This window comes from Mycobacterium sp. 1274756.6 (genome assembly GCF_001668625.1).
Classification (GTDB): domain Bacteria; phylum Actinomycetota; class Actinomycetes; order Mycobacteriales; family Mycobacteriaceae; genus Mycobacterium.
Genome location: NZ_LZLJ01000062.1, coordinates 129950 through 155726, shown reverse-complemented (window position 1 = coordinate 155726; position 25777 = coordinate 129950). Strand labels below are relative to the sequence as shown.

At 62.4% G+C, this 25777-nt stretch carries 24 protein-coding genes and 1 tRNA gene; 18 read left to right on the top strand and 7 right to left on the bottom strand.

The window, feature by feature from the left end; translation table 11 throughout:
- Positions 1–7 precede the first annotated feature (7 nt).
- The 10 genes from A5643_RS17735 to A5643_RS09155 all read left to right on the top strand — a co-directional run bounded on the left by A5643_RS17735 (position 8) and on the right by A5643_RS09155 (position 11490).
- Positions 8–856, top strand: a complete 849-nt coding sequence (locus A5643_RS17735) for an HpcH/HpaI aldolase/citrate lyase family protein (RefSeq protein WP_082948848.1) — start codon at positions 8–10, stop codon at positions 854–856.
- Positions 856–1857: a MaoC family dehydratase gene (locus A5643_RS17730; protein WP_082948859.1), complete on the top strand. Its 1002-nt coding sequence runs from the start codon at positions 856–858 to the stop codon at positions 1855–1857. Before A5643_RS17735 ends, A5643_RS17730 begins: the two co-directional genes overlap by 1 nt.
- A 523-nt stretch (positions 1858–2380) precedes the next feature.
- Positions 2381–3559: an acyl-CoA dehydrogenase family protein gene (locus A5643_RS09190; RefSeq protein ID WP_066854121.1), complete on the top strand. Its 1179-nt coding sequence runs from the start codon at positions 2381–2383 to the stop codon at positions 3557–3559.
- 177 nt (positions 3560–3736) lie between these two features.
- Entirely contained in the window at positions 3737–4882 is a 1146-nt protein-coding gene (locus tag A5643_RS09185; protein WP_066854117.1) for an acyl-CoA dehydrogenase family protein, read from the top strand.
- Between the two features lie 40 nt (positions 4883–4922).
- Positions 4923–5687, top strand: a complete 765-nt coding sequence (locus tag A5643_RS09180; RefSeq protein ID WP_066854115.1) for an SDR family NAD(P)-dependent oxidoreductase — start codon at positions 4923–4925, stop codon at positions 5685–5687.
- Positions 5687–6838 carry an acyl-CoA dehydrogenase family protein gene (locus A5643_RS09175; protein ID WP_066854292.1) on the top strand — a complete coding sequence of 384 codons (1152 nt, stop codon included), beginning with the start codon at positions 5687–5689 and terminating at the stop codon, positions 6836–6838. The genes A5643_RS09180 and A5643_RS09175 overlap by 1 nt, the downstream gene beginning before the upstream one ends.
- A 92-nt stretch (positions 6839–6930) precedes the next feature.
- Complete coding sequence (locus A5643_RS09170; RefSeq protein WP_066854291.1) at positions 6931–8100, top strand: acyl-CoA dehydrogenase family protein; 1170 nt, start codon at positions 6931–6933, stop codon at positions 8098–8100.
- A gap of 106 nt (positions 8101–8206) precedes the next feature.
- Entirely contained in the window at positions 8207–9370 is a 1164-nt protein-coding gene (locus tag A5643_RS09165; RefSeq protein ID WP_066854113.1) for an acyl-CoA dehydrogenase family protein, read from the top strand.
- Between the two features lie 36 nt (positions 9371–9406).
- Positions 9407–10174 (top strand): SDR family NAD(P)-dependent oxidoreductase, encoded by a 768-nt coding sequence (locus A5643_RS09160; RefSeq protein WP_066854289.1) that lies wholly within the window; start codon positions 9407–9409, stop codon positions 10172–10174.
- A gap of 98 nt (positions 10175–10272) precedes the next feature.
- On the top strand, positions 10273–11490 hold the full coding sequence (locus A5643_RS09155) for an enoyl-CoA hydratase-related protein (RefSeq protein WP_066854111.1): 1218 nt from the start codon (positions 10273–10275) through the stop codon (positions 11488–11490).
- Positions 11491–11585: 95 nt separating this feature from the next.
- Here the strand turns inward: A5643_RS09155 and A5643_RS09150 are convergent, their stop codons facing one another.
- Positions 11586–12236, bottom strand: coding sequence for a TetR/AcrR family transcriptional regulator (locus A5643_RS09150; protein WP_066854109.1), 651 nt, complete (start codon positions 12234–12236; stop codon positions 11586–11588).
- 449 nt (positions 12237–12685) lie between these two features.
- On the opposite strand from A5643_RS09150, the gene A5643_RS09145 reads away from it, so the two are divergent.
- From A5643_RS09145 to A5643_RS09115, 7 genes are all read left to right on the top strand, one after another.
- Complete coding sequence (locus tag A5643_RS09145) at positions 12686–13894, top strand: acetyl-CoA C-acetyltransferase (protein ID WP_066854107.1); 1209 nt, start codon at positions 12686–12688, stop codon at positions 13892–13894.
- Positions 13895–14412: 518 nt separating this feature from the next.
- The gene (locus A5643_RS18855; protein ID WP_286143649.1) at positions 14413–14535 is read left to right on the top strand and encodes a hypothetical protein; all 123 of its coding nucleotides are present in this window, start codon (positions 14413–14415) and stop codon (positions 14533–14535) included.
- 1 nt (position 14536) lies between these two features.
- Positions 14537–16075: an acyl-CoA synthetase gene (locus A5643_RS09140; protein WP_066854105.1), complete on the top strand. Its 1539-nt coding sequence runs from the start codon at positions 14537–14539 to the stop codon at positions 16073–16075.
- Positions 16072–17331: a cytochrome P450 gene (locus A5643_RS09135; protein ID WP_066854103.1), complete on the top strand. Its 1260-nt coding sequence runs from the start codon at positions 16072–16074 to the stop codon at positions 17329–17331. The genes A5643_RS09140 and A5643_RS09135 overlap by 4 nt, the downstream gene beginning before the upstream one ends.
- Before the next feature lie 13 nt (positions 17332–17344).
- Complete coding sequence (locus tag A5643_RS09130; protein WP_066854101.1) at positions 17345–18136, top strand: coniferyl-alcohol dehydrogenase; 792 nt, start codon at positions 17345–17347, stop codon at positions 18134–18136.
- 7 nt (positions 18137–18143) lie between these two features.
- Positions 18144–19523 carry an aldehyde dehydrogenase family protein gene (locus A5643_RS09125; RefSeq protein WP_066854287.1) on the top strand — a complete coding sequence of 460 codons (1380 nt, stop codon included), beginning with the start codon at positions 18144–18146 and terminating at the stop codon, positions 19521–19523.
- A 685-nt stretch (positions 19524–20208) separates the two neighbouring features.
- Positions 20209–20889, top strand: coding sequence for a hypothetical protein (locus A5643_RS09115; RefSeq protein WP_066854097.1), 681 nt, complete (start codon positions 20209–20211; stop codon positions 20887–20889).
- A gap of 25 nt (positions 20890–20914) precedes the next feature.
- Here the strand turns inward: A5643_RS09115 and A5643_RS09110 are convergent, their stop codons facing one another.
- Positions 20915–21325 (bottom strand): MerR family transcriptional regulator, encoded by a 411-nt coding sequence (locus A5643_RS09110; protein WP_066854095.1) that lies wholly within the window; start codon positions 21323–21325, stop codon positions 20915–20917.
- A 71-nt stretch (positions 21326–21396) separates the two neighbouring features.
- Here A5643_RS09110 and A5643_RS09105 point away from each other — a divergent pair, with 71 nt between their 5' ends.
- A complete protein-coding gene (locus tag A5643_RS09105) occupies positions 21397–21840 on the top strand; it encodes a PPOX class F420-dependent oxidoreductase (protein WP_066854093.1) in 444 nt (147 codons plus the stop codon).
- A gap of 22 nt (positions 21841–21862) precedes the next feature.
- On the opposite strand, the gene A5643_RS09100 is transcribed toward A5643_RS09105, so the two are convergent.
- The 5 genes from A5643_RS09100 to A5643_RS09085 form a co-directional block, all read right to left on the bottom strand.
- The gene (locus A5643_RS09100; protein WP_066854091.1) at positions 21863–23149 is read right to left on the bottom strand and encodes an MFS transporter; all 1287 of its coding nucleotides are present in this window, start codon (positions 23147–23149) and stop codon (positions 21863–21865) included.
- Positions 23149–24297 (bottom strand): PLP-dependent cysteine synthase family protein, encoded by a 1149-nt coding sequence (locus tag A5643_RS09095; protein ID WP_082948847.1) that lies wholly within the window; start codon positions 24295–24297, stop codon positions 23149–23151. Before A5643_RS09095 ends, A5643_RS09100 begins: the two co-directional genes overlap by 1 nt.
- A gap of 105 nt (positions 24298–24402) precedes the next feature.
- Positions 24403–24840 (bottom strand): putative copper homeostasis (lipo)protein LpqS, encoded by a 438-nt coding sequence (gene lpqS / locus A5643_RS19000; RefSeq protein ID WP_156628694.1) that lies wholly within the window; start codon positions 24838–24840, stop codon positions 24403–24405.
- Positions 24841–24978: 138 nt separating this feature from the next.
- Positions 24979–25236, bottom strand: a complete 258-nt coding sequence (locus A5643_RS09090) for a DUF3297 family protein (RefSeq protein ID WP_066854089.1) — start codon at positions 25234–25236, stop codon at positions 24979–24981.
- Positions 25237–25601: 365 nt separating this feature from the next.
- A tRNA-Pro gene (locus A5643_RS09085) sits at positions 25602–25675 on the bottom strand.
- Between the last annotated feature and the right edge of the window lie 102 nt (positions 25676–25777).

Here is a 25777-nt window from a genome sequence, read left to right as displayed (position 1 = left end):
GCGCAGTATGCTCTTTGTTCCCGGTGACCGAAAGGACCGCTACGCCAAGGCAACGGCGAGTCTCGCCGACGCCGTTGTCATCGACTTGGAAGACGCCGTCGCGCCCGGGGCAAAGGATGTCGCGCGCGCAGCTGCCGACGCTTGGCTACACAGCGGAGGCGAGGCCGTCGTCAGGATCAACGGTATCGAGACCGAGTGGCTGGAAGATGACCTCGCAATGACCAGGCGTCACCGATGTCCGGTTATGGTGCCTAAAGTCGAGAGCGCCGCCCAGATCCGACGCGTCTCAGCCGAGTTGGGTTCCGAAACTCCGATCATCGCGTTGATCGAAACGCCGGTCGGAGTTCTTGCCGCGCAAGAAATCTGCTCATCAGGTGCGGTTGCACGTGCCGCTTTTGGCAGCGTCGACTTAGGCGCTGAGTTGGGGATCGACCCGGCCGATCACGAAGCGCTGCTCCATGCGCGAAGCATGCTGGTGCTAGCGAGCGTCGCAGGAGGTAAGCCAGCACCGCTGGACGGCGTTACCGTCGATGTACACAACGACCGGGCTGTTCGTGATGATTCTGCACACGCTGTCCGCTTGGGCTTCGGAGGAAAACTGTGCATCCACCCGCGCCAAGTGCAGACGATCAACGACGCCTTCACGCCCACGATTGACGACGTGAACTGGGCGGAAGAAGTAATGAATGCTGCGAGTTCAAGCGCCGTGAGCGTAGTCGGCGGACGGATGGTCGACAAACCGGTGCGGGCCAGAGCGGCGGAGATTCTCAACCGAGTGCGACGAGCCGAGTCGATAGACCACGCCCCCGGTCGTGTCGGCACCAGCTACCGAGACGAAGGAGGACGCCAGCGGTGATGAACCGTGAGATCAGCACATGCGGCGGGCCATACTTTGACGAGTTAGAACGCGGTCAATACTTCGATAACGCCCCGGCTTTGACCCTGACACCTGGCATCGCGGCGATGCACCGGGCCATCATTGGTGACCGAATGAGACTGGCGCTCGACGAAGGCCTCTCCGTCCGGGTGACGCAAGAGCATGCTCAGACAGTATCTCCGGCGCTGACTTGGGATGTGGCGATCGGTCAGAGCACCCTGGCCACGCAACGCGTCAAGGCAAACCTCTTTTACCGAGGTCTCGCCTTCCACCGGTTTCCGGTCATGGGCGATACCCTCTTCACCCGCACAGAAGTAGTGTCCTTAAGGGAGAACTCAAGACGTCCTGGACGGAAGCCGACCGGAATGGCCGTATTACGAGTAATCACGAGGGACCAACAGGATCGGCGAGTTCTCGATTTCTACAGATGTGCGATGCTTCCCATCTCGCCGGACGCTGTCGAAATTGGTCGGCAAGACGATTGGTCTGAGACAGCAGTAGCCCCGATCCGGGACGACCCGACGCGGAATTGGGATGCACAGGCATTCCGCGCACGTGTCGGTGGGCCGCACTTCGCCACCAGTCTGGAAGGCGCTGTCTTGCGTAGCACCGGCGATGTAGTGAGCAGTGCGCCCGAGCTAGCACGCTTGACCCTCAACATTGCGGCCGTCCACCATGATTCCCGCGCAGGGGGGCAGCGACTGGTCTATGGCGGCCATACGATAGGGCTCGCCCTGGCGCAAGCGACGCGGCTGTTGCCCAACTTGGCGACGGTCCTATCCTGGCGGTCCTGCGACCACACCGGTCCGGTATATGAAGGCGACACGCTGTATAGCGTTCTCAGCATCGAATCGGCCACTGCTCTTCCCGAAGAGCGGGGAGGAACGCTAGACCTCCGTTCGCTTGTGTACGCCGAAGACCCGGATGCACGAGCGGATCGGAAGGTGTTGGATTGGCGATTCACCGGCCTGATGTTCTAGCACACGATTAGGTCGCTTCGGCGGGCTATTTGACCCCGACGCGACAGCGATCGGCCAGAGGCAAGCCGATATGCGCGAACGTGGCCGACCTGGATGAGACGCCCCTCGCCAAATCGCGGCAGATGCCGGCCGACCCTCTCCCAGCCGATCGAGCGGTAGGTGCGCAAACTGCCCGGAACCCTGCGTGGAACCGGTCCGGGAACCGAAGCGCGGGCTTAATCATCAGTAAATCTCTCGATCGTCGGCGCCTCGAATCGTCGATGCTCGGCCGGCGGTGTCGATCCCGGCGAGTGCTCAACACGACGTAGATCTTGCCCCGGTGTCCTCGGCACAAGCTCCGACTGAACTGCAGGCACGGCCGTCTTGGTGGCCGGTGGATGGCGCGGCCCGGGCGCCCGGGCCGCGCCGCGCAGAAGAGCGCTATCGCGACCGTCGGAGGATTGAGGTACAGTGTTTAATCAAGAATAAAAAATGTGCTTTGTGCGTCCAGGCGGACGCGGAACGGACATGTGGGAGGGATGCGATGACCAGCACCGTTGAAGGTTCCCCCCGTACTGGCGTCAGCGCGAGTGACTTTGAGGACATTCGGGCCGCGACGCGCCAATTCGTGCGTTCCGTGGTCATACCCAGGGAACGGGAGATCCTCGTCAGCGACCGCATCCCGGATGACATCCGCGCGATGGCGAAGGAAATGGGCCTGTTCGGCTACGCGATCCCATCGGAGTGGGGCGGCCTCGGACTCGACCTCGTGCAAGACGTAGAACTGGCAATGGAACTCGGGTACACATCGCTTGCGCTGCGATCGATGTTCGGTACCAACAACGGGATCGCCGGTCAGATACTGGTTGGTTACGGCACCGAAGAGCAGAAGTCGGCTTGGCTAACCGGGATTGCGACCGGCGACGTCGTGGCTTCTTTCGCATTGACTGAATCCGGCGCCGGCTCCAATCCCGCAGGTCTACGGACACGAGCGGTACGCAGCGGAGGAGAGTGGCTCATCAGTGGCGAGAAGCGGTTCATCACCAATGCGCCGCTCGCTGACCTGTTCGTTGTGTTTGCACGGACGCGACCCGCCGACGAGTCGAACGCCGGAATTTCCGTCTTCTTGGTTCCTTCCCATAGCGCCGGACTAACCATCGGCGCGAAGGACGCCAAGATGGGGCAAGAAGGCGCGTGGACCGCCGACGTTGCGTTCGACGAAGTGCGGGTACCCGGCAGCGCGATAGTCGGCGATTCAGAAGACATCGGCTACCGCGCAGCGATGTCGACGCTTGCCCGCGGCCGCATTCACATCGCTGCGCTTGCGGTGGGCACGGCGCAGCGTGCTCTTGATGAGTCGGTTAGTTACGCGACGACTGCCACTCAAGGCGGCACACCGATCGGCCGTTTTCAACTCGTACAAGCCATGCTCGCCGATCAACAGACCGGTGTCATGACCGGCCGAGCTCTGGTTCGCGAGGTTGCGCGATCGTGGGTGTCAGGCGTAGACCGGCGGGTCGCACCCTCGGTGGCAAAACTGTTTTGCACCGAGATGGCGGGCAAGGTCGCCGACCTCGCTGTGCAGATCCACGGCGGCAGTGGCTACATGCGTGAGATGCCGGTCGAACGCATATATCGCGATGTGCGGTTACTTCGATTGTACGAAGGGACCAGCGAAATACAGCGTTTGATCATCGGCGGCGCACTGGCCCGGCGAACATGACGAAGCCGCTCCTGACGCTCCACCATATTCGATGAAGGGAAGAACTGAGTCGGTGAAGCAACAAGTTGGCACGAGTAGCAAAGCGGATATTTCTGCCGCTATGCCGCGGGTTGGACGTCACCTGCGGCTGCTTGCGGGCGACTGCTCGTCGGCTAGGACGCACGACCGGAGCGGGCGATGATGCGCGAGATCTTCAACGCCGAACACGACGAGTTTCGGCGAAGCGCCAAAAGGTTTCTTGCCAAAGAGATCGTTCCGAGATTCCCTGAGTGGCAGCGCGCGGGGCTGATACCACGGGATGTCTTCATGCAGATCGGCGCGCTGGGTGTTCTGGGCATGCAAATCCCGGAAACATACGGTGGTGGCGGTGAAACCAGTTTTCTCTACCCAGCGATCTGGGCCGAAGAGTGCGCCTACGCATGCGTGAACCTCGGGGGATTGGCTGTCCACTTGAACGTAGTGCTGCCCTACTTCACCAAGTATTGCAATGACGAACAACGCGATCGATGGCTCCCTCGGTTAGCCACCGGTGAAGCGATGGCTGCCATCGCGATGACCGAACCTGGTACTGGCTCAGATTTAGCCGGTATGGTGACCGCCGCGGAACGCGATGGCGACGGATACATTCTCAACGGCGCCAAAACATTCATCACTGGAGGGGTAAACGCCGACCTGGTCGTCGTCGTGGCACGGACATCGGCCACTGACGACCGACGCGACGGCCTGAGTCTTCTCGTCGTCGAACGTGGAATTCCCGGATTCACTGTGGGCCGTAACTTGGACAAGATCGGTCTCGGTACCCAAGACACTGCGGAGTTGTTCTTCGACGACGTACGCGTCCCGGCCTCGAACTTGCTGGGCAGTGAAGGGAAAGCATTCGGCTACCTCACCAGCAATCTGGCCCAGGAGCGGTTGGGCATCGCGGTGGGAGCACAAGCTTCGGCCGAAACCGCGCTGACAACCACATTGCGGTATGTCAATGAACGAAAAGCCTTCGGCAAGCCCGTCTCGACGTTCCAAAATACGAAGTTCGAACTCGCCTCATGCGCGATCGAAATCGAGGCCGGCAGAGCGCTTGTCGATCGCGCACTGGCGGCCCACGAATCAGGCGGACTGACCCCCGCTGACGCCGCCAAAGCGAAAGTTTTCTGCACTGAACTGCAAGGCCGAGTCGTGGACCGTTGCGTACAACTGCACGGCGGGTACGGCTACATGCGGGAGTATCCGATCGCCCAGCTATACGTGGATGCCCGTGTGACACGGATCTACGGAGGCACCACCGAAGTGTTAAAGACGATCATCGCCAAGTCTATCGGCTTGTGAGACCACATCGACCATCTACCAACGGGACAAAGAATAGACGATGCGACTGAAAGAAGCTTCCGTTCTCGTAACCGGCGGGGCCTCAGGGCTCGGCCTTGCGACAGCCGAGCGATTGATCAGAGCTGGTGCGCACGTAACAATCCTCGATCTCCCTTCGTCGGCTGGGGCAGCTGTTGCGACCCGACTTGGCAGCGCCGCACGGTTCGTGCCGGCTGACGTCACCGATACCGCGCAGTTGAGTGCTGCCGTCGACGCTGCCGACGCGCGCGGTGGTTTACGTGGATTGGTCCATTGCGCAGGCGCCGGGCGCATGATGCACGTTCTCGACAGCGCCGGGAAGCCAGGGCGGCTCGCCGACTTCGAAACGGTCATCCGGCTCAATCTCATTGCGACTTTCGATGCATTACGCCTCGCAGCCGCCCGGATCGCACAACAAGACCCGATCGACGGTGAACGCGGCGCTATCGTCCTCACCGCCTCGGTGATGGCATTCGACGGCCCAATCGGTCAGATCAACTACGCGGCTGCCAAGGCAGGCGTCGTCGGTATGACGCTGACGGCGGCGAGGGAGCTCGCGGCACACGCCATACGCGTGTGCACGATCGCGCCTGGAATCATGGACACCCCTCTTATGAGGAAGCTGCCAGACCGGACGTGGCAAGCGATTGAGAGGTCAGTCCCCAACCCACCCAGGCTTGGCTTGCCGGATGAGTACGCCCAGTTGGCAAGTGAGGTTCTGCAAAACGCCTACCTCAATGGTGAGACGATCCGGCTAGATGGTGCACTGCGATTGGGGGCTCGATGATGACCTCCCTGTCAGTCGATGAAACGGAAGTCGTCGCTCTCGTGCGAGCGTTCGTCGAGCGCGACGTTCGTCCAGTTGCCCGTCAACTGGAGTCCGCTAATGAATACCCGGCCAACCTCATCGAGAAGATGAAAAGCCTGGGAATATTCGGCCTGGCGATCCCAGAGCCTTACGGCGGAGCGCCGGTGTCAACACCGTGCTACGTCGGTGTCACCACCGAGTTAGCCCGCGGGTGGATGAGCTTGGCCGGCGCAATGGGCGGCCACACGGTGGTGTCGAAGCTGATATCCGACTTCGGCACTGACGAGCAGAAGCAACGCTACCTACCGCGGATGGCGACCGGCGAAATCAGAGCCACGATGGCGTTGACCGAACCAAGCGGCGGGTCCGACCTTCAGGCGATCACGACGAACGCGCGCCGTTGCGGCGACGACTTGGTGATCAACGGCGCCAAAACATGGATTTCAAACGCACGGCGTTCACAACTGATTGCACTGCTGTGCAAAACCGATACCGTCGCCACACCGCGCTACAAGGGGATAAGCATAATCTTGGCCGAACCGGGGCCCGGCCTCACGGTCTCCCGCGACCTGCCGAAGCTCGGCTATAAAGGTGTCGAAAGCTGCGAGTTGAACTTCGATGACTATCGCGTGCCGGACTCTGCGATCCTAGGCGGACAGCAAGGCAATGGATTCGCTCAGATGATGAAAGGCCTTGAGATCGGCCGCATTCAGGTGGCTTCCCGCGCTTTGGGAGTCGCGCAGGCTGCGCTCGATGATGCGTTGGCGTACGCACAGGTCCGCGAAAGCTTCGGCAAGCCCATCTGGCAGCACCAGTCCGTTGGAAACTACCTGGCGGACATGGTGACTAAGCTAACTGCTGCGCGCACGCTGACACTTCATGCCGCAGACCGTTACGACGCAGGCGAGCGATGCGACATGGAGGCCGGAATGGCCAAGTTGTTTGCATCCGAAGTGGCGATGGAAATCACCTTGAATGCCGTCCGTATCCACGGCGGTTACGGATACTCCACCGAATACGACGTTGAACGGTACTTCCGGGATGCGCCGTTGATGATCGTTGGTGAAGGCACCAACGAGATTCAACGCAATGTCATTGTGTCGCAACTCGTCAAGAGAGAACGGTCATGAGGATCAAATGTCGGCGCTGCGCATAAGTTCGTTCGATCGGTTGGACACACGCACGGGTATTGCCACTTGGGGCGCAAAAGGAGGAAGCGGACATGGATTTTGAACTCACGGAGAACCAGCGCGAACTTCAAGAACGTGCAACGGCAGCCGGGCTGCTGCTTCGTGGCAAGGCGGCCGACTGGGATCGCGAGGATCGAGTCTCCTACGACGAAGTCGTCGCCTGCATCCGCGACCATGACCTGATGGCGCTGACCATGCCGCCCGAACTCGGTGGAAAGGGTTTGTCGGCGCTGGACTATCTGATCGTGGTGGAGGCGCTATTTCGTAGTTCGCAGTTCTGGATCGCCGGCGAGCCGGTCTTCGCCACCACGGGTCCGGGGCCGTCGATGCTCTTGCTCGCCGACGATGACGCGACGCGGAAGAAATTTCTACCCAATATCGTTACCGGAAAGAGTCAATGTGCGATTGCCTTAACGGAACCGGGCTATGGGTCGGACCTCACCTCTTTGGAGTCCACTGTCGAACGGGACGGCGACACTTTCGTCGTCAACGGCAGTAAGAACTTCGTCACGGGTGCGATGCACAACGATCTCTATGCCGTATTCGTCAGGTTCGACGAGATCCCCGGGTATAAGGGGATCGGCGCAGTAATCATCGAAGACGGAACTCCGGGTGTAACGGTCTCGGCCGGGCCGGAGTTCCTTGGCTGTCGCGGCGTTCCCCACGGTGACCTGGAGCTTACCGATGTTCGAATACCGGCAGAGAATGTTATCGTCGGCCCCGGCAGGTTTCCGGACCTGATGGGGGCATTCAATATGGAACGTCTCCACAATTGCGCCTTCAATCTTGGCATGGCTACGGCTGCGTACGACGAGGCGATGCAGTATGTGAATAGCCGACACGCTTTCGGTCGGCCGATCGGAGAATTCCAGTCCGTTTACCACGCGTTAGTAGATATGTGGACTGATCTGGAAGCTTTGCGCCTGTTAGCTCAACGCGCCGCGTCCGCTGCTCGCGACGGTAAGTTCCCCCCAGGCTTGGAGACTACTGCGGCCAAACTCTTCGGCGCACGCATCGCCTCGGGGATCACCCTCAAAGCTCTGGAGTTGCACGGCGGCTACGGAGCGACTAAGGATTTTGTGATCGAGCGAATTCACCGTGACGTCGTGTCGACTATTGTGGCGGGTGGTAGTCCGCCTATTCTCCGTAACTCGATCGCGGCGGAGTTGCTCCCCAATCTGCGTCTCTCTCAGCGACGGTAATTCAACCAATCACTCATGACATTGGATCGATCCGTGAGTGACGCGATCATTGCGGATGTGCCCCGACTCTGCATCAGACGTACATTCGAAGGAAAGGCCCGAACGGATGCAACGCAATATTTTCGAAACTGAGCACGAGGCCTTCCGGTCGACCGTACGGGAGTTCATTGTCAGGGAAGTGTCACCTTACTACCCCGCGTGGGAAGAAACCGGGTCTATCGACCGGAGAGTATTCGAAGTCGGTGCTAAGACCGGTATTTACGGGCTCGCGATTCCCGAAGAGTACGGAGGGGCGGGAGTGCGTGATAATCGCTACCGGATGGTCGTTGCTGAAGAGTTGGCACGCGCACGGGCGACAGCGTTGAGCGTGAGTTTCGCCAACCAAGACGACATGGTGATCTGCTATTTGGCCGGCCTCGGTACGGACGTGCAGAAATCCGAATGGCTGCCGAAGTTGGCGACTGGGTCGGTCATCGGTGCCGTCGCGATGACAGAGCCTGACGCGGGGAGCGACCTGCGAGGGATGCGGACCACGGCGGTCGCCGATGGCGAAGGTTGGGTGCTCAATGGACAAAAAACGTTTATTACCCACGGCCACAGCGCCGACTTGGTGATCGTCGCGGCCAAGACCCCGAAGCCCGACGGAAGTGGCGGCATAAGCCTGTTCCTCGTGCCCACGTCGACGCCGGGATTCAAACGGGGGCGGGTGCTGCAGAAGGTAGGCCTACGCGCGCAGGACACCTCGGAGCTGTTTTTCGAGAACATGTGGCTGCCGGCGGACGCTCTTCTCGGGGAAGAAGACCGGGGAATGCGACAGTTGATGACCTACCTACCGGAAGAACGCCTGCTTGCAAGCGTCATCGCTGTCGCTGATGCGCGTGCAGTCTACGATCTCACGGCGGCCTATTGCTTCGAACGCAAAGCTTTTGGCCAGTTCATCGGTGATTTTCAAGCTACTCGGTTCTCGCTCGCGGAGATGGAGACCGAGATCGACCTCGCCCAACATTTCATCGATTGTCAGGTCATGGCCTCGAACAGTGGTGAACTGTCGAGTATCGATGCTGCCAAAGGTAAGTGGTGGACAACGGAGCTTCAGAAGCGCGTCGTTGACAAGTGTGTTCAATTGCATGGTGGCTATGGCTACATCCTGGAATACGCGGTGGCTCGGGCGTACCTCGACATGCGTATCCAGACCATCTACGGCGGTACCACGGAAATCATGAAAGAGATCGTCGGCCGCGATATCGCCGCGCGGCACGCTGCACACTAGAAGGATTTGGGGAATGCCAAAGGAGATGAACGAGTGATGTCCGACACGCCTGCGCCCGGTTGGGCGGTTGTCGCCGGCGGATCCGGCGGAATAGGCAAGGCGATCTCCAGCGCGCTCGCTGCTGATCGGTGGAACCTGGTGGTCGCCTACCGGTCACGGCGTGATCGAGCGGAGGAGACAGCGGCAGTGGTCCGCGATCTGGGGCAAGAAGCGATTGTAAAACAGGTGGATCTCACCAAGCCCGACGAAGCCCAGATGTTCGCGAGCGATGTTGCGGGCATGGTCGAAGTATCGGGCGTGGTCTACGCCGCTGGACCGCACATTCCGATGGACTTCATCGCAAACATCTCACCGGAACAGTTCGCCGGCCAGATCGATGCTGACCTTAAGGCAAGCTACAACTTCATTCACCCGTTCATTCCGGCGGTACGGGAGAGTAAGGGAGCTATCCTCGCTGTGGTCACGCCGGTCATCGAGCGGTTCACTCGCGCAGATCTGTTGTCGTCGGCTCCGAAAGCCGGTGTGCAGGCTCTGATTCGTGGCTTAGCCGCAGAAGAGGGTCGGTATGGTGTGCGTGCCAACGCGATTGGCGTTGGGGTTGTGCAAGGCGAGGGGCTTTGGACGTCATTGAATGCGTCGGGGGTCTTCACCGAGAAGGGACTGAGCCAGGCACTGGCCGCGATTCCGCTCGGTCGTTTTGGCAACGAGACAGACGTCGGCAACGCCGCACAATTTCTCATGTCGCCGCGCGCCGGCTGGATTACCGGCCAAACCCTCAATGTCGACGGCGGATACAGCGTGTGAGCGCTTTGAGAGCGGCGGCGAGCAAAGGAGAGGCTGCGATATGACTGGTGGGAACTACCGGGTCGGTCACGGCGTGCGAGTCTGGGGAAGGAAACCCGATGCTTACCGATGACGAGATCGTGATGGCGCGCGTGGAAGCTGTGCGGCGCCTCTACGACGCCTTGCTGGCAAGTGATTTCGATGGTCTGGCCCGGCTGTTGGCGCCCGACTTCGTCGGCCATGCACCGGCGGGCCTGCCGCTGAACCTGGGCGGGAGACATAGCGGCCCGACAGCGATGCAACAGGAGTTCTGGGCGAGGATCGGCCGGTACTACGAAGCCGAGGTTACCGCCGACGAGATTCGCGTGCTCGACGACGGGCGGATGTTCGTCCGGGGTCACTACCGCGGGCGAGGCCGCGAGTCAGGAAAACGGCTCGACGCAGAGTTCATTCACTTACTGACCTTCGACTCACAGGCCCGGATCGAGGCGCTGCACCAACTGACAGACACCGCGGCCTGGGTCGACGCGCTGGGACAGGCATCTGGACCGTTGTCGACGATCGCCTACAGCGTCGATGACGGGGTCGCGACGATCTGTCTTGACCGGCCAGAGGCGCGAAATGCGATGAATCTGCGATTAGGCGATGAAACGCTTGAAGTCGCTCGGCGTGTCGCTGACGATCCCGCTGTACGCGCCGTTCTGATCTGTGGAAACGGTCCGGCGTTGTCCTTCGGCGGCGATATCGATGACTTCTTCACGACGCCGCCCGAATCGTACGGCCGGCTATTCGCACGGCTGACGACGCCGTTCCACGAAGCGCTCCGCGTTCTCGGGGGCATCCAGGCGCCGATCGTCACGGCGGCCCACGGCGCGGTGGCCGGAGGGGGACTGGGGTATGTGTACGCAGCCGACCTGGTCATCGCCGCGGACAATACAAAGTTTGTGACGGCATTTGCCCGCCTCGGGTTGTCCGGCGATGGGGGCGGGACGTGGCACCTGCCTCGCTTGATCGGTTCGCGACGGGCGGCGCAGGCGTACCTTCGAAACACGCCGATCGACGCCGCTGAGGCCCTTGAGTGGGGCTTGGTGAACGAAGTAGTGCCGCGTAATGAGGTGCGTACCCGCGCTTATGAGGTCGCCGTTGAACTGGCCAACGGGCCGACGTGTGCTTTCGGACGGATGCGGGCTTTGTTGCGCGATGCGTGGACCAACGATTTCCCGACGCATCTGATCGCCGAGGCGGAAGCGATGCGGGCACTGGGGTCAACTGCGGACGTGCAGGCCGCTATCAGAGCTTTCGCAGCCAAGGCCACCCCTGAATTCCGGGGGGAATGACCGCTGTCGCCTCGGAGGTAACAGGTCAGTTGACGGCAAGCCTGATGCCCCAGTAGTTGGAAGCCGCGAGAACTTCTGCCTCTGTTAGGGGTGCATCATGTCGTGACGATGCCGTGCCGGACGAGCGTCTGAGCGTTTGCGACGATCACCTCGACCGAACCCCGTCGAGGGTCCCACCACTCGACTGTCCAGTTCAATGCCCCCAGTACCAACATGCGTGCGATGTAGAGGTCGAGTTCCGGCCGTAGTTGACCTTCTCGGGCCACGTCATTGATCAGTCGGCGCCATACTTCGCCGTATCGCTCCTCTTCGCGAATCTGCCGTTTCCGGATCGCCGGTGGAATCTGTCCAGCGTTTCGGATCGACGCTTTCGCGTAACTCGACATCTCAAGGGTGAGCCGGAGATGAGCCTCGACCGCCACGAGAAGGCGATCTACGGCGGGGCTTCCCTCGGGAAGTTCGGAAAGTGCTGCGGTGACGTGGTCGCGCGTTACCGCGGTACCCGTCCACATGATCTCTTCGATCAGGTCCTCACGCGAGTTGAAATAGTAGTAGATCGCGGGCGCCTGGAGATCCGCCTCTGCCGCCACATCGGTGAGCCGCAACCCGGCGTATCCCTTTTTGCTGAGTACATGAGCCGCTGCGTTGAGAATCCGCTCCCGCGTCAAGGCGGCCTTGGAGTCGGCCTCCACATCTTCGACAGCGCGCGTCGGGGCACGTTTGCCCCCCCGGGTTCTACTGGCCATTCATTTAGTCTATGACGCGCCTCGGCTCGGACTGGCGGTACCACCCGCGGCGCTAATTCGTGATCGATCGTCGGGGCGGCAACCGTTGGCCTCATCAAGGAAGACTCGGTGGGCGCTGATCCCGGTGTGGCAGTGCGAGCTGGGTTCAGATGATCGGTTAATAGCGCACGCCCTGCCTCGTGCCGGTTGGCCCGGGGACTGATCGCAGCGGGCGCGGAAGTAACTGGCAGATCGGCAGATCGTCTGGTTTAATTTGAAGTAGAAAACGTGCTCGGGAGCGTGTGGTCGTTGGCTGGCGGCGACACTCCCTCGTCGGCCGGGTGGCCACTCGGGCCAGTCGTCGGTAATACGTACCGACGGTGCGACGACAGCCGACGCCGCGGTCTGCATCTCTTAACTCGAAGCGATCGAAGGAAGGCAATGAAGGTGACGCAGCAAGTAGGTCGGCAATGAGACGCGCCGCAATCGTTGCTCCCCTGCGCACGCCCATCGGATCATTCGGGGGAGCATTGCGAGCACTGCGGGCTGAAGATCTCGCGGCCCACGTTGTGGAGGCCGTCGTCTCTTCCAGCGGTATCGATCCAGGGGAGGTCGATGACGTCGTCTTTGCTCAGTCTTATGCCAACTCCGAGGCGCCGTGTATCGGTCGGTGGGCCGCTCTCCACGCGAATCTGCCGATCACGGTGCCGGGGCTTCAGATCGACAGGCGTTGCGGTGGCGGACTACAAGCCATCATCACTGCGGCGATGATGGTGCAGACGGGCGGCTCAGACATCGTCCTCGCCGGCGGGGTCGAGTCAATGAGCAATATCGAGCACTACACCACCACCGCCCGGTGGGGTACGCGGTCTGGACATCACACTCTCTACGACCGCCTTGATCGAGGGCGCGAACGTTCGCAGCCATCGTGGCGCTTCGGGCCGATCAGCGGAATGATCGAAACGGCAGAAAACCTTGCCAGCGACTACGCCATCAGCCGCGAGGCGGCGGATGGTTTCGCTGTCAGAAGCCACGCGCGGGCAAACGCCGCCGTTGCTCGCGGTGATTTCGCCGAAGAGATCGTTCCGATCGAGGTACCGCAACGTCGCGGTGATCCGATCCTGGTTCACCGGGACGAGGGGATTCGCCCGGACTCCACGACAAAGAGTCTTGGTCAACTGCGAGCTATTCGGCCCGGGGGCACGGTCACCGCAGGAAACTCAAGTCAGCAGAGCGATGCTGCGGCGGCTTGCCTCGTTGTTGCCGAAGATCGACTCGACGCGCTCGACCTCGAACCGCTCGGCTACCTTGAGGGCTGGACCGTTGTTGGCTGCGATCCCTCGCGCATGGGGATCGGGCCCGTGGGAGCGGTGAAAAAGCTGTTCGGCAAACTCGGCCTCGGCTTCGATGATCTTGCGCTGATCGAGATCAATGAGGCTTTCGCGACTCAAGTGCTGGCCGTTCTAGCCGCATGCGACCTTGAGTTGGAGGATGTCGACGACCGTCTCAACGTCAATGGCTCGGGAATCTCGCTCGGGCACCCCATCGGGGCGACGGGCGTACGCATTTTGACGAGCATGTTGTACGAACTCCGGCGACGCGGCGGCGGTTTGGCACTCGAGACAATGTGTATCGGGGGCGGCCAAGGGATCGCGGCGGTATTCCGAAGCGCGGCGTAGCCGCGCACTTGACTGCGGCCCGTTGAGAACACCTAGGTCTGCACGGGTTTGTGTTGCCGCCCTCGAGTGTCGTCGGTTCCCGAGCGCCCTTGGGCGCTGCTGTGCTCTTCGGCTAGGGGGCGGTGGTGGCAGAAGTTCTCCGCGGTCGGGTCGGCCGGCGAAACTATATTTGAATCCGTCATCGACCGTATTGACGCCCCTGCCTCGCCGCCTCTCTGGGCCACGCGGCAAGCAGTGGGCCGCCGGACCGGTAGGTCGTCCGTCAGCTTGATCGAAGACGTGTTTGCGCTCCTTGCTGGCGAGGAACATCTGTGAACTCCGTTGGCGTGCCGCAAAATGCAAGCATGGCGAGCGCGATCCCATGAGCCAAGTTGGCGTCGATCCTCCTGGCAAGACGGTATGGCTTTGGCCCGATGGTTGCCAACATGTGACGTAGCGCATACGGTGTCTTAGTATGGGTAGGGATGGGTGACGAGTTCGTCGCACTCATCGTTTTGAATCGAAATTAAGGAGAACGGATGGCGTCCGCGAAGGCCTTGGATGCGCGCCGGCCGAAGCTAGGCTGCCTCAGCAAGAAGCTCGACGTGCCTGGCTTCGACCCTCTCGGCTCGGTCAGCCGCGGTGAAGTGATCGCGTTCTGAGATGTATCCCGGAACTCATGCCGTCTCGGCGCCAGAACGACCGGCAGTCATCATGGCCGAGTCTGGAAAGGTGCTGACCTATCGGGAGCTGGAGGACAACTCCGCCAAACTGGCGGCGTCGCTCCATGCCTCAGGCCTACGGCGTGGTGATGTCATCGGACTTCTGTCTGACAACGCGGCCGAGGCATTCGAGGTGTACTGGGCAGCGATAAGGTCCGGACTGTATGTAACGGCTATCAACTGGCATCTGAGTTCCGAAGAGGTCGCTTATATCCTCGTCGATAGCGGCACCAAAACGGTGATCGCCTCTGCCGGAGTGCGTGATCTCGCTGAACAGACGGCCAAGCTCGCCGGGACAGTCCGATTCTGGTACAGCTTCGGTGGCAACGTCGACGGGTACCGGCGCTACGAAGAACTGCTCGGCGAGACGAATCCTCGATTGGTCAAGCAACCGCGCGGAGCCGAGATGCTGTATTCCTCGGGAACGACCGGTCGTCCAAAAGGCATCAAGCCGCCGCTGCCCCACAGGCAGGTTGACGAGCCGGGTGACCCGCTGGTTTCGCTGCTGTCGAATGCATTCGAGATCAGTGGTCGCGACGTTTATCTCTCTCCCGCGCCGATCTATCACACGGCACCGTTGAAGTGGTGCGCGACGGTTCAGGCATTGGGCGGCACCGTGGTGCTCATGGAGCGATTCGACCCGGAGCGGATGCTCGCAGCCATCGCAACCTATGGCGTCACTGCTACCCAGACGGTGCCGACCATGTTCATACGGATGCTGCAACTCCCAGAGTCGGTTCGCGCGCGTTACGATCTGTCTTCACTTCGATTGGCCGTGCATGCCGCCGCGCCCTGTCCGCCTGCTACCAAAGATTCCATGATCCGATGGTGGGGGCCGATCCTCGTCGAGTATTACGGCGCCACCGAAGGACACGGCACCACGATGATCACGACGGACGAATGGCAACGAAAGCGAGGCTCGGTCGGTCGTGCGAAGTTGGGTGTCGTCCACATCTGCGATGACGACGGGAACGAGCTGCCCGCCGGTCAGGTCGGCACTATCTTCTTTGAGCGCGATGTCGCGCCGTTCGAGTACCACAACGATCCCGTAAAAACCGCCGAGTCCCGCCATCGGTGGCACGAGAATTGGACTACCGTAGGCGATCTCGGATATTTGGATCACGATGGCTATCTTTATCTCACCGACCGCAAATCATTCACGATCATCTCCGGCGGAGTCAATATCTACCCGCAGGAGATAGAGAACGTCCTGGCAAGTCACGCTCTCGTGCAGGACGTCGCAGTCATCGGCGTGCCTGATCCCGAAATGGGCGAACAGGTCAAGGCGGTGGTACAGCTCCATGACGGCGTCACCGCATGCGACAGCATCGTTTCCGATCTTCGCAACTACGTGCGTGACCATATCGCCCACTACAAAACGCCGCGCAGCTTCGACTTTGTCGAGGAACTGCCCCGCCTCGCCACCGGCAAGTTGGCTAAACGTGCTCTCATCGACCGCTACGCGAAGGGATCGTCATGACCGAAACAACAGTGCAGTCCACCCGCCAGTATGACCCGGTGAGTATCTCTCCACTTTCGTTCTGGGCGGCGACAGCCGAGGAACGTGAGCGGTCTTTCAAGATCTTGCGGGACGAGCGCCCCGTCAGCTGGCACCCTCCGATCGAGGGCACGATGATGCCGGCGCCCGTCGCAGGGGTGTGGGCGGTGACCCGACATGAAGACATCTCATACGTCAGTAAGAACCCAGAGCTTTTCTGTTCGGGGCAAGGTGTCATGATCGAAGCGGTCCCCGCTGAGCTTCTCGACGCCTCACAGTCCTTCTTGGCGATGGACGGCCCGCAGCATTCCTCCTTGCGCCGCCTAGTCAGTTCAGTTTTCACGCCACGTCAAGTCGCTCGTATCCAAGAACAGATCAAGAACCAAGCTGCGCACATCGTCGACGACCTTCTCAAAACAACCGAAGGCGATTTCGTAGAGCAGGTCTCGAAGAAGCTGCCGATGTGGACAATCTACGAAATGATGGGGGTCCCGGAGCACCAGCGCGATGCAGCGGCCAACCATGCCGATGGCATGGTGTCGTGGGCCGACCCCGATGTCGCCGCGGGCCGTCAGCCCGCTGAGGTGCTGAACGACTCGTTGGTTGGACTCCACACCATCGGTTTGGAGTTGGCAGAGCGACGTCGTAGCCATCCGGAAAACGATCTGATGACAAAGCTCGTGCAAGCCGAGGTTGACGGACGTCGACTCACCGATGCAGAACTCGGCGCGTTCTTCGTCCTGCTTTCGGTAGCCGGCAACGACACCACCCGCAACACCATGACTCTGACGACCCTCGCCCTTCAGGAGTTCGTCGATCAGCGGGAGCTGCTTGCCAAGGACTTCGACACCCACATCAAAACTGCTACTGACGAATTCGTCCGTTGGGCCACGCCGGTGATGACATTTCGGCGCACCGCCACCCGCGACACCGTCCTGCACGATCAGGAGATTAAAGAAGGCGATTGGGTGGTGATGATGTACTCCTCCGGAAACCGCGACGAGCGTGTCTTCGACAGCCCAGGCCGGTTTGACATCACTCGCGCTCCGAATCCACACGTCGGATTCGGTGGTGGCGGCCCGCACTATTGCATGGGTGTCTTCCTCGCCAAAATGCAGTTAGAGGCGTTCTTCCGAGAACTGATTTTCCGAGTCCCGAAGCTGAGGGTCGGCGAACCGGAGTACCTTACCGGGAATTTCGTCCGAGCAGTGAAATCACTTTCGTATACCGTTGACTAGAAAGGCAGCTGTCATGTGGGATTTCACCGGTAAACGGTACCTCGTGACTGGGGCAGCGTCGGGCATCGGGCACGCCGCGGCTGAACAGTTCCTCGCCGCCGGGGCCGAAGTCGTTTCCCTGGACCGGAACACGCCGCGCGCGCAGGTGACCGGCCATATTGAGGTCGACTTGGCCAGTCCGCGCAGCGTTGATGCCGCGTTGGAACAGATCGACGGAAGGTTCGACGGACTGGTCAACGTCGCCGGTGTTCCGGGCACCGCCCCGGCCGACGTCGTGGTCGCCGTCAACACTCTCGCGGTGCGTCACCTGACCGAGGCGGTGCTTCCTCGCCTGCGTCCAGGCGGCACGGTAACCGTCGTCTCCTCAACCGCCAGCTTTGGCTGGCCTGGTCGGCTCGAGGCAATTCGTGAGCTCTTGGCCACCGAATCGTTCGAAGAAGGCGCCGATTGGTTCAAATCGCACCCGCAACAAGGCAATGCGTACAACTTTTCCAAAGAAGTCACCACCGTCTACACCATGACGAGGGCTGTGGCGGTGGCACAGATGGGGCTGCGAATCAACGCGGTACTTCCCGGGCCGGTCGAAACCCCCATCTTGGGTGACTTTGAGGAGTCAATGGGCAAGAACACGATCGACGGCATTAAGGCGCTGCTCGGCCGTCACGCCGAACCGGATGACATCGCTGGGGTGTTGATGTTCTTGGCTTCCGATGCCGCGAGGTGGGTCAACGGGCATGCCTTGATTGTCGACGGCGGTGTGGCCGGTGCGGTGGCATCCGGGGTCATCCCCACGCCCGAATTCTGAGGAAATGATGGCTACTTCAATCCCGGTCGCAACCGCTGGCGTCGCACCCGATGCCCGCATTGAGTTACAGAGGTTTTTCGCCACCGGAACTACGGTGGAATATCGTTGGCGGATCGACCAACTGCGCGGTATCGGCAAACTGCTTGCCGAGCAAGAGGGGCCGATCGCGGAGGCATTGCGCAGCGATCTTGGGCGACCGCCGGTTGATGCCTGGCTTGGCGACATCGCCTCGACCCAAGCCGAGGTCGACTACGCCCTCAAGCATCTCAAACGTTGGATGCGTCGCCGGCGAGCCTCGGTTCCGTTGTCACAGCTCCCGGCTCGAGCGTGGGTGCAATACGAGCCGCTCGGCGTCGTATTCATTATTGGCCCGTGGAACTACCCTGTCTACCTGACCCTTGCGCCTCTCATTGCTGCGGTGGCGGCCGGAAACTGTGCCGTCGTCAAACCGTCGGAGCTTGCTCCAGCGACCTCGGCGCTGTTGACTCGACTCATCCCGGAATATGTCGACGCGCGCGCGGTGCGGGTGGTCGAAGGCGATGCCGCGGTCACCCAGGAACTGTTGGCGCAAGGATTCGACCACGCCTTCTTTACCGGAGGTACCGAAGTCGGCCGCAAGATCATGGCCGCGGCAGCGCCGACGCTGACCCCCGTGACCCTCGAACTTGGAGGCAAAAGCCCTGTCATCGTCGCAGCTGATGCCGACATCGATGTCGCAGCGCGCCGGATCGCATGGGTGAAGCTGCTGAACTCCGGTCAGACCTGCATCGCCCCCGACTATGTGCTCGCTGAGCACGCCATCGCTGCGGAACTGACCGCCAAGGTCATCGGCAACCTCAAAAAGTTCCGACCCGACAGCGTCCCGATTGTGAACCACCGTCAGTTCGAGAGGCTGGCGGCACTGATCGACCAGACCGACGGCGAAGTCGTAACCGGCGGCCATTACGACCGCGAAAATCTCCGCATCCACCCGACCGTCGTCGTCGACCCATCACCAGAGGACCCGATGATGACAGCCGAGATCTTCGGGCCGATTCTACCTATCCTCACCGTCGAAACGGTCGACGACGCAGCACGCTTCATCAACGCTCGGCCCAAACCGCTTGGGTTATACGTGTTCACCAAGACTCGAGGCGCACAACGCATCATCGACCAGATCCCCTCGGGTGGCGCGGTAGTTAATCACATCGCGATGCATTGCATGGTGCCGTCCTTGCCGTTTGGAGGTGTCGGGGACAGCGGCATGGGCGCCTACCACGGCAAATGGGGCTTCGAGACCTTTAGTCACCGTCGGGCAGTGTTATCGAAGCCGGCCAAACCCGACTCGGGGCTGGTTTATCCGCCCTACAGTCCACGTGCGGTCAAATGGCTGCGAAGAATGTTCTAACGAGGCGCTACGGCGACCTCACACCAACCGCCGTTCGGGCGAACCCGACGCCACAAAGGGCGGGTCGGTTGCAGCTTGTGCGGTGAGGGGGACCCAAAGAACTCCGGGAGCCTGAAGGATCGCGAGGATCGCGCCGGCGCGGGCGTGACGCCATCGTAGCCAACCACGCTGGTGGTGCAATACCGGCCGGCCCGACTGCCGCAATCGGTTGCCGCAACGAGACGGCTGCCGCGTGGGTAGTCGTTCGTCGATGAACCGGCCGAGCCGCAGCCCGCTGTTTATGTGGAGCGACGCATCGGCCCGGTGTTCCCCACCCCTTCAAGTGCTTCGGTTTAAACTGTTGCGCTACGATGATGCTACGGTTAAACTCGGCACAAGTCGAAGCGTTAATCCGAACGAAACGAGGACTGCCATGAATCGACCCACTGCCTTCGCCTTGGGCGCCGCGCTGACCTCCGCCGGACTGGGGCTCGCAGCGCTGCCGCCGCGGACCAGGCGGCACGCCGGTTCGGTTTGCCAAAGCGGTAGCACCCGTGGCCAGCGCCGCGAGGTCAAGGCCGTGACCGCGCTGCGCGGCTTCGCCGAAGCGTTCGAGATTGACCTCGACGCGTTAGTGCAGCAGCCGGATCAGCCGGTCCGGGCCGAGCGCGCGATGAGCGGTTCACGGTAGCGCCGACCTCTCGACATGGCGGCATCGCAGGCCGTTTCCTTCGGCCTCGTTTCGCTGATGGCGGTGGCAGTGGCCAAGACGGCGGCCTGCCAGCTGCGGACCGTGGAGCGACGCAACTACGCCTCGGTGTTCAAAGCCGTGCGGTGGTGGATGATCCCCGCCGGTCTGGTGAACCTGGCAGTGGTGGTCGCGATCGGCACCTGGCTCATGACGTTCCCGCTGCTCGATTTCTCGTGGTGGAAGTTCCTGTCGGGCCAAGGGGGCAACGTGGCGCTCGGCCAGACTGCGTTCTCCGGGCCGCTGTGGGCCGTTGTCTCATTCGCGCTGCCGGTCGGGCTTCTCCTGGTGATCCCGACGCTGGCACTGTACGAGGAGTGGATGTTCCGCCAGGGAAGCGAACGCCGTTCCGCCGCCGGCAAGTTCGGTATGCAACTGAAGTTCGGGCTGCTGCATTCGCTGTTTGCCGGGATTCCGTTGGCCTTCGGCCTGGCGCTGACCATCAGCGGACTCTACTTCCTCGTGGTGTACCAGTACCACTATCGGCAAGCTGTGGGCGGTAGCTCCCAGGGCTCGATCACTCGCTCATTGCGCAACGGCGCCGGTGCCTCCGCAGCCGTGAAGTCCGCGGCGGTGCATGCGGTGAACAACTATCTCGTTGTCGCGCTGTTGCTGGTGTACCTGACGGCCACGATCTGAGAGACCGCGGCGGCAAACCGACGGCTTAGGACGGCGAGGCCACGTCGCCACCCGAGGGTGGCGGGTGAATGCCGCAGGTGCAGTTGTCGATTGACGGGCAGGTGCAGCGCATGCCCCATTCGATGACCGCCCTCGCCCGGGTCAGCGATTCCATCTGGAGGTCGATTTCGCGGAGCTTCCCTTGTCCCAGCGCGCGGCTCGCCGGGCGCCCGGGTGCGTCGTCGGCCAGCAGTCGGCGGACCTCATCGAGGGTGAATCCCGCGGCCTTGCACAGCGCGATCACCTGGAGGCGGCCGATGACGGTCTCGCGGTAGCGCCGCTGTCCGCCCACCCGGTCGGGGGCGGGCAGCAGCCCGGATTTTTCGTAGTAGCGCAGGGTGGTCGCCGCGACGCCGGTGCGGCGCGCGACCTCGCCGATCGTGAGTTGGTGGGTCATCGGGCCGCTCTCCTGCCGCCTCGCCGGACGAAGCTTGACTTAGAGTCAACTCTAGGGTGTTGCCTGGTGTCATGACCAAGCAAACCCTCAGCGACCTGCGCGACGCCCGATACGTGTTACTTCGCACTTTCCGGGGCGACGGCGCCCCGGTGGACACCCCGATCTGGTTCGGGGTCGACGGAGATGCACTGCTGTTCCGGACCAAGATCGGCCCGAAAACCAAGCGATTGACCGCCCGCCCGCGGGTCGAATTCACCGTCTGCGACTACAAGGGCCGAGCCCGTCGGGGCGCACCGAGGTTGACCGGGCGGGCCACGATCCTCGCCGGTGCCGAGGCCGAACGGGCCAACCGATTACTGCACCAGCGCTATGGCTGGCAGTGGAACATCGTCCCGTTGATCAAAATCCCCGGTGTGACCAACGTTCACCAGGATCTGTCGATCCGCGACCGGCTGCGCTACGCCGCCGACCGCACGGTCTGGCCCGATAGCGCCATCGTCCGGGTGGATCCGTAGTCGACGTCGCGGCCGATCGGTGTCAGCGCCTGGCCGACGCGTCGTCGGTGCGATCAACCGAACTCGACCCGGTCGTGTCGCGGCCGGCCAGGCGTCGGCCGCGTTCGAGACGGTGCAGCGCCACCGTGGCGATGAGACCGACCAGAACCAGTCCGACCCAGAGCAACTCGGCGGCACCGAGTTGCCGTGTGGCGTCCAGGATCGACCCGGTGGTCAGGTTCCCGGCCAGAATCCCGACGCCGACGATGGTGTTGTAGAACCCGTAATGGGTGGCGACCAGCCGGCCGCCGGCCAGCGCGACGACGGTGTCCATCTCGAACGGGAAGACCGCGGCCGCGCCGACGGCGAGCAACCCGGCCGACGCCAGCAGCGCGGCGACGGCGGGGATGAGCCCGAACCGGTCGGCGTCGGGCACGATCACCAACGGCACAAACGACGTGGCGACCACCGCCATCCCGATCGTCAGGCTGCGCCCCGGTCCCCACCGAGCAGCGAACCAGCGCGTGATCCGCAGCTGCCCGGCGATCGCGACGATTCCGGAGACCACGAACAGCGCTGCCACCACCGCGGATTCGGATCGAGGCGCCAGAAACGAGGCCTGCAGCGGCAAGGCCAGGTAGATCTGGAACGTCAGCACATACGAGCCGATCATGGCCGCGGCGAACATCAGGAAGGACCGGTTGCCGACGACGACGCGCCAGTCCTCGATGATGGACGTCTTCTCCACCGCGGGATCGGCGGCGTGTTGGGGTAGCGCGGCCAGCTGAGCGATGGTCAGCGCGGCGAAGACCAGGGCGGCGCCTGCCGCGGTGATCCGGAAATCGAACGCCATCAACGCCAGGCCGGCCAGTGGCCCCAGCAGGATGCCGCCCTGATAGAAGACGTTGAACACCGCGAACGCCTCGACCCGGCGCTCGCCGGCGTCGGCGGCGAGGTAGGCGCGCACCGCCGGGTTGAACAGTGCTCCCGCGAAACCGGTGGCCGCCGAGGCGATCAGCACCGTCGGCAGGGACTGGGCGATGACGAGCAAGCCGAATCCGCCGGTCCGCAGCAGGCAGCCGGCCACGATCAGCGGTTTGTAGCCGAGGCGGTCCGCCAGCGTTCCGCCGATGATGAACATGCCCTGCTGGGAGAAGTTGCGTACCCCCAGCACCAGTCCGACGGCCCACGCGGCGAGCCCGAGTGGGCCCGCCAGGTAGCCGGCCAGATACGGCATCAGCATGTAGAAGCCCACGTTGATGCCGAACTGGTTGATCATCAGCACCCGGCTGGGCAGGTCGAAGCTGCGGAACTGCGCCACGAAGCTCATCAGCGCAGCGCTCCTACCGGATCGACGACGGTGCTGCACCGGGTCCAGGACTGCACCACCTGGGCGGTCGGATCGGTGATGACGGCCGGTTCGTCGGCCGGCGGACGGTCGAGCAGGTCGTGCTCGCGGCAGTAGGCGTCGTTGTAGACGGTGTCGAAGTAGCGCTGCGGACCGTCGGGAAACACCGCGGCGATGGTCGCCTCAGGCGCCATCGTGCGGGCTGCCCAACCCGCCACCAGGCCTACCGCGCCGACGCTCCAGCCGCCGCTGACGTGCTGGGTCGCCGCCAGGGCGCGGGCCGTCCAGACCGCCTCGGCCGGGGCCACCCAATGCACCTCGTCGAAAGCGGGGTAGTCGATGTTGTCCGGGTAGATGCTCGAACCCAGCCCGCGCATCAGCCGGGGGGCCGCCGGCTGGCCGAAAATCGTGGATCCGATCGTATCCACACCGATCACCTTCAGGTTCGGATTGAATTGGCGCAACACCTGGGCCACTCCGGCGGAGTGCCCGCCGGTGCCGACCGAGCAGACCAGCACGTCGACGGATCCGAGTTGGTGGAGTAGTTCCAGCGCCAGCGGCCGGTAGCCGTCGACGTTATCGATGTTGGTGTACTGGTCCGGGCACCAGGCGCCCGGATCGGCTGCCAGGATCTCGGCGATCCGATCTTTGCGTGCTTGCTGCCAGCCGCCGACCGCGTGCGGAGATATGACCATCTCGATGTCAGCGCCATAGGCCCGCAATATGTTCTGCACGATCGGTTCCATGCCAGGGTCGGCGACCACGGTCACCGGATGCCCGTATGCGGTGCCGGCCAACGCGAGGCCCAACCCGAGTGATCCGCTGGTGGATTCGACGATACGGGCTCCCGGCACCAGATCGCCGCGGAGACGGGCCCGCTCGACCATGTAGAGAGCGGGACGGTCTTTCATGCTGCCGCCGGGGTTGAAGCTTTCCAGCTTCGCCCAGAAGCCGGTACCGGCCGCGTCGGATGCCACCGGAATCCGCAACACCGGTGTGTTACCGACCAGGGCGACGGGGCGCCGAGAGGAAGCGGGGGAGCAGGGGCGACCGGTGATTACGTGGCGTTCGCCGCCGGGACGTAGCGCGGTGCACGGTTCGAGGACGTTGAGGGACGGTAGGGGATTCATCGGGGTCGTCGCTTTCGGCAAAGAGGCCGCCGAGGGGTGCGGCCGTGGCGAGGGACAGCAGTCACCGACCGTCGTGTTAGAACACGACAGCCTGACGCTGCCCAGTCAGCGACGGGAGATAGACAACCGGACCAACAGATCCTGCCCGCTCAGAGCGCGAGGTGACATCCGCGGCGGGCCGCGCCCGACCGGCACACTCAACCGGTGCGGTGCGGCAGCGGGGGCCAACGATGGGGCCACCGGCCCCCACGCGGCCGGTGCGGAGGTCGAAGAGCGTGCCGGCGTTGCGCTGGGAAACGGCTCATGGTGGGCGCCCGATACGTCCTTCTCGAAGTGCGGATGATCCGCATCGAGGGTGAACTGTCCGCCCAGCGGGGAGGCCAACACGTGCGGGTGCGCCGCGTGCGACACCGGTTGCGCCACGTGCGGGTGGGCGGCGATGGCCAACATGCCCAGCACCGCCACCAGGACGGCGAGGGAACGCCGAGGCCGATCGCCCCCGGCGCCATACCGGGCACCGCCCCGAGCCCGCACCTTGTTCATACCCCCGGAGGGTATACAAATGGTTGTGCGCTGGCTACTCCGGCATGGCGTCGGTTTGATCACAATGCGGATTGATCCGCTTGCTTTGCCCGGGTGAAGTGCGGTTCGGCCACCGTGTCGTACGAATCGAGGATGCGGCTAGTCTGCTGTGCGGAAAAAGGGTTCGACCGTGCCGTTGAGTTTGACGACCATCGGGTTTCCGCGCCGATCCTTGGCGGTGGGGACTTCTACCCGAACCCAGCCCTCGTCCACGTTGTATTCGTGCACATTGATTTTCTCGGCACCGTTCAAGAGGATGCCCACGCCGCGGCGGAGTGTCGCCTCGTCGTAGAAGGCGCTGCGCGGATCGATGGAGAGGTGTTTGGGCGGAACGTCGGTGCTCTGATCCTCGGACATGATGACTTTCGTTTTTATGGTGCGTGGAGTTCTTGGATCTGATTCTCCAAGAACCTACGGCACCCGGTCGTAGCGGGCTGCAGTTAGGGTCGGCCGGCTTCCGTCATCAATGCCTCAAGCGCAAAAGTGCGCACCGGATTGCGCGCCAACCCGGGGAACGACGGCAAGTCCATACGCCGACCTTCCGATCTTGACGGTGGCGGTCACGAGACGGGTGGCGGTTCGATCACCGACAACCGCTCCCGTCCGGCGATCCGTTCAAGGCAGCCCGGGCGGCTGCGACAAGAGTTTCGGCGCTGCCGGTATCGCGCCCACCCCAAATAATGGGCTCTTGCCTGGTTCGCCAGGCTAAACCGTTTTTCCTGTCGGGGTGGCGGGATTCGAACCCACGACCTCTTCGTCCCGAACGAAGCACGCTACCAAGCTGCGCCACACCCCGTGTGAAGCCACGACAGCCTATCGCACCACCCCGGCGGGCTTCCAAACGCGGGCCGTCCGGCCGACCGGGTCACACCACACGGGTAGCCGGGACGCAACTCAC

Excerpts from the sequence above, each read along its gene's own strand:
- A5643_RS17735 (WP_082948848.1), top strand. The coding sequence starts at position 8 with ATGCTCTTTGTTCCCGGTGACCGAAAGGACCGCTACGCCAAGGCAACG.
- A5643_RS17730 (WP_082948859.1), top strand. The coding sequence starts at position 856 with ATGAACCGTGAGATCAGCACATGCGGCGGGCCATACTTTGACGAGTTA.
- A5643_RS09190 (WP_066854121.1), top strand. The coding sequence starts at position 2,381 with ATGACCAGCACCGTTGAAGGTTCCCCCCGTACTGGCGTCAGCGCGAGT.
- A5643_RS09185 (WP_066854117.1), top strand. The coding sequence starts at position 3,737 with ATGATGCGCGAGATCTTCAACGCCGAACACGACGAGTTTCGGCGAAGC.
- A5643_RS09180 (WP_066854115.1), top strand. The coding sequence starts at position 4,923 with ATGCGACTGAAAGAAGCTTCCGTTCTCGTAACCGGCGGGGCCTCAGGG.
- A5643_RS09175 (WP_066854292.1), top strand. The coding sequence starts at position 5,687 with ATGACCTCCCTGTCAGTCGATGAAACGGAAGTCGTCGCTCTCGTGCGA.
- A5643_RS09170 (WP_066854291.1), top strand. The coding sequence starts at position 6,931 with ATGGATTTTGAACTCACGGAGAACCAGCGCGAACTTCAAGAACGTGCA.
- A5643_RS09165 (WP_066854113.1), top strand. The coding sequence starts at position 8,207 with ATGCAACGCAATATTTTCGAAACTGAGCACGAGGCCTTCCGGTCGACC.
- A5643_RS09160 (WP_066854289.1), top strand. The coding sequence starts at position 9,407 with ATGTCCGACACGCCTGCGCCCGGTTGGGCGGTTGTCGCCGGCGGATCC.
- A5643_RS09155 (WP_066854111.1), top strand. The coding sequence starts at position 10,273 with ATGCTTACCGATGACGAGATCGTGATGGCGCGCGTGGAAGCTGTGCGG.
- A5643_RS09150 (WP_066854109.1), bottom strand. The coding sequence starts at position 12,236 with ATGGCCAGTAGAACCCGGGGGGGCAAACGTGCCCCGACGCGCGCTGTC.
- A5643_RS09145 (WP_066854107.1), top strand. The coding sequence starts at position 12,686 with ATGAGACGCGCCGCAATCGTTGCTCCCCTGCGCACGCCCATCGGATCA.
- A5643_RS18855 (WP_286143649.1), top strand. The coding sequence starts at position 14,413 with ATGGCGTCCGCGAAGGCCTTGGATGCGCGCCGGCCGAAGCTAGGCTGC.
- A5643_RS09140 (WP_066854105.1), top strand. The coding sequence starts at position 14,537 with ATGTATCCCGGAACTCATGCCGTCTCGGCGCCAGAACGACCGGCAGTC.
- A5643_RS09135 (WP_066854103.1), top strand. The coding sequence starts at position 16,072 with ATGACCGAAACAACAGTGCAGTCCACCCGCCAGTATGACCCGGTGAGT.
- A5643_RS09130 (WP_066854101.1), top strand. The coding sequence starts at position 17,345 with ATGTGGGATTTCACCGGTAAACGGTACCTCGTGACTGGGGCAGCGTCG.
- A5643_RS09125 (WP_066854287.1), top strand. The coding sequence starts at position 18,144 with ATGGCTACTTCAATCCCGGTCGCAACCGCTGGCGTCGCACCCGATGCC.
- A5643_RS09115 (WP_066854097.1), top strand. The coding sequence starts at position 20,209 with ATGGCGGCATCGCAGGCCGTTTCCTTCGGCCTCGTTTCGCTGATGGCG.
- A5643_RS09110 (WP_066854095.1), bottom strand. The coding sequence starts at position 21,325 with ATGACCCACCAACTCACGATCGGCGAGGTCGCGCGCCGCACCGGCGTC.
- A5643_RS09105 (WP_066854093.1), top strand. The coding sequence starts at position 21,397 with ATGACCAAGCAAACCCTCAGCGACCTGCGCGACGCCCGATACGTGTTA.
- A5643_RS09100 (WP_066854091.1), bottom strand. The coding sequence starts at position 23,149 with ATGAGCTTCGTGGCGCAGTTCCGCAGCTTCGACCTGCCCAGCCGGGTG.
- A5643_RS09095 (WP_082948847.1), bottom strand. The coding sequence starts at position 24,297 with ATGAATCCCCTACCGTCCCTCAACGTCCTCGAACCGTGCACCGCGCTA.
- lpqS (WP_156628694.1), bottom strand. The coding sequence starts at position 24,840 with ATGAACAAGGTGCGGGCTCGGGGCGGTGCCCGGTATGGCGCCGGGGGC.
- A5643_RS09090 (WP_066854089.1), bottom strand. The coding sequence starts at position 25,236 with ATGTCCGAGGATCAGAGCACCGACGTTCCGCCCAAACACCTCTCCATC.